At 60.9% G+C, this 1,265-nt stretch carries 1 protein-coding gene; it reads left to right on the forward strand.

The window, feature by feature from the left end:
• The first annotated feature begins 197 nt into the window (after positions 1-197).
• Positions 198-1,232 (forward strand): IS30 family transposase, encoded by a 1,035-nt coding sequence (locus tag Q0877_RS17035; protein WP_299170037.1) that lies wholly within the window; start codon positions 198-200, stop codon positions 1,230-1,232.
• Positions 1,233-1,265: the final 33 nt, after the last annotated feature.

The following is a 1,265-nucleotide window of genomic DNA, read 5'->3' on the forward strand; positions in this document are numbered from 1 at the left end:
GGCAAAGTCATATGGTCGAAGCAACGCTCTGATTGATGGAGCGTTTGATGGTCAAGTTGTTTCCTGTGAATGCGCGTACGGAGTTTGTTGATCTGGTGTGTGCGGGATGGTCGGTGATCGGTGCCGCCCGGCGTGTCGGTGCGTCGGGCGGCACCGGAACTAACTGGTGGGCTCAGTCTGGGCAAATGACAGTGAGGATGAGCAATGTTGGTGGTTTGCTGGATCCGGCACCGTCTGCGGAGGGTCCGGGTGAGCGAGGGCTGTCGCAGGCTGAGCGAGGGATGATTCAGATGGGCCGGCGGTGTGGAATGAGCTACTCCGAGATCGGTGCGGCGATCGGCCGGAACAAGTCGGTCGTCTGGCGGGAAGTCAAGCGCAATACCAGCCCGGACGGGGTGTACTACGCCTCGGTTGCCCATGCGAGAGCGCATCAGGGCAGGCGTCGACCGAAGCCGTTGAAACTGGTGGACAACGAAGCGCTCTGCTCACTGATCGCGGTGTGGATGGATGACGGGTGGAGCCCGAAACTGATCTCTTCGATGTTAGCGTTTTACTTCGCCGATGATCAGACTATGCAGGTGAGCCACGAGACGATCTACCAGGCCCTATACGTGCAAAGTCGCGGAAGCCTGCGGGCAGACCTGGCGGAGAAACTCAGCTTGAAACGGAAACAACGCGTGCCTCATACCGCTGACCGGTACAAGAACAGTCCCTACAAAGAGGCGTTCAAGATCAGCGACCGCCCGGCCGAGGTTCAGGACCGGGCAGTGCCAGGGCACTGGGAAGGAGACCTGATCATCGGCTGCGATGGGACAGCGATCGGCACGCTCGTGGAACGCTCAACCCGGTTCACGATCCTGCTCCACCTACCTGAGGACCACAGCGCTGAGACCGTGGCCGCCGCGATGATCCAGGAGATGGGCAAGCTCCCGGACCACCTACGACGGTCAATCACCTGGGACCGCGGCACGGAACTGGCCGAGTACGCCCAGATCCAGACTGCCCTTGAGACAACGCTTTACTTCTGCGACCCGCACTCGCCCTGGCAGCGCGGCAGTAATGAAAACACCAATCGGCTCTTGAGGTTCTGGTTCGAGAAAGGATCGGACCTCTCCGTTCACACTCCGGAGGATCTCCGCCTGGTCGCGGCGAAACTCAACCGCCGACCCCGACCGACCCTGAACCTTGAGACCCCAGCCACCCGGCTGAACCAGCTGCTCACAGCGGCATGAACCCCAGCGTTGCCCCCACTACTTGACTTCGCC

It is taken from the genome of uncultured Arthrobacter sp. (assembly GCF_947495145.1).
Lineage (GTDB): Bacteria > Actinomycetota > Actinomycetes > Actinomycetales > Micrococcaceae > Arthrobacter_D.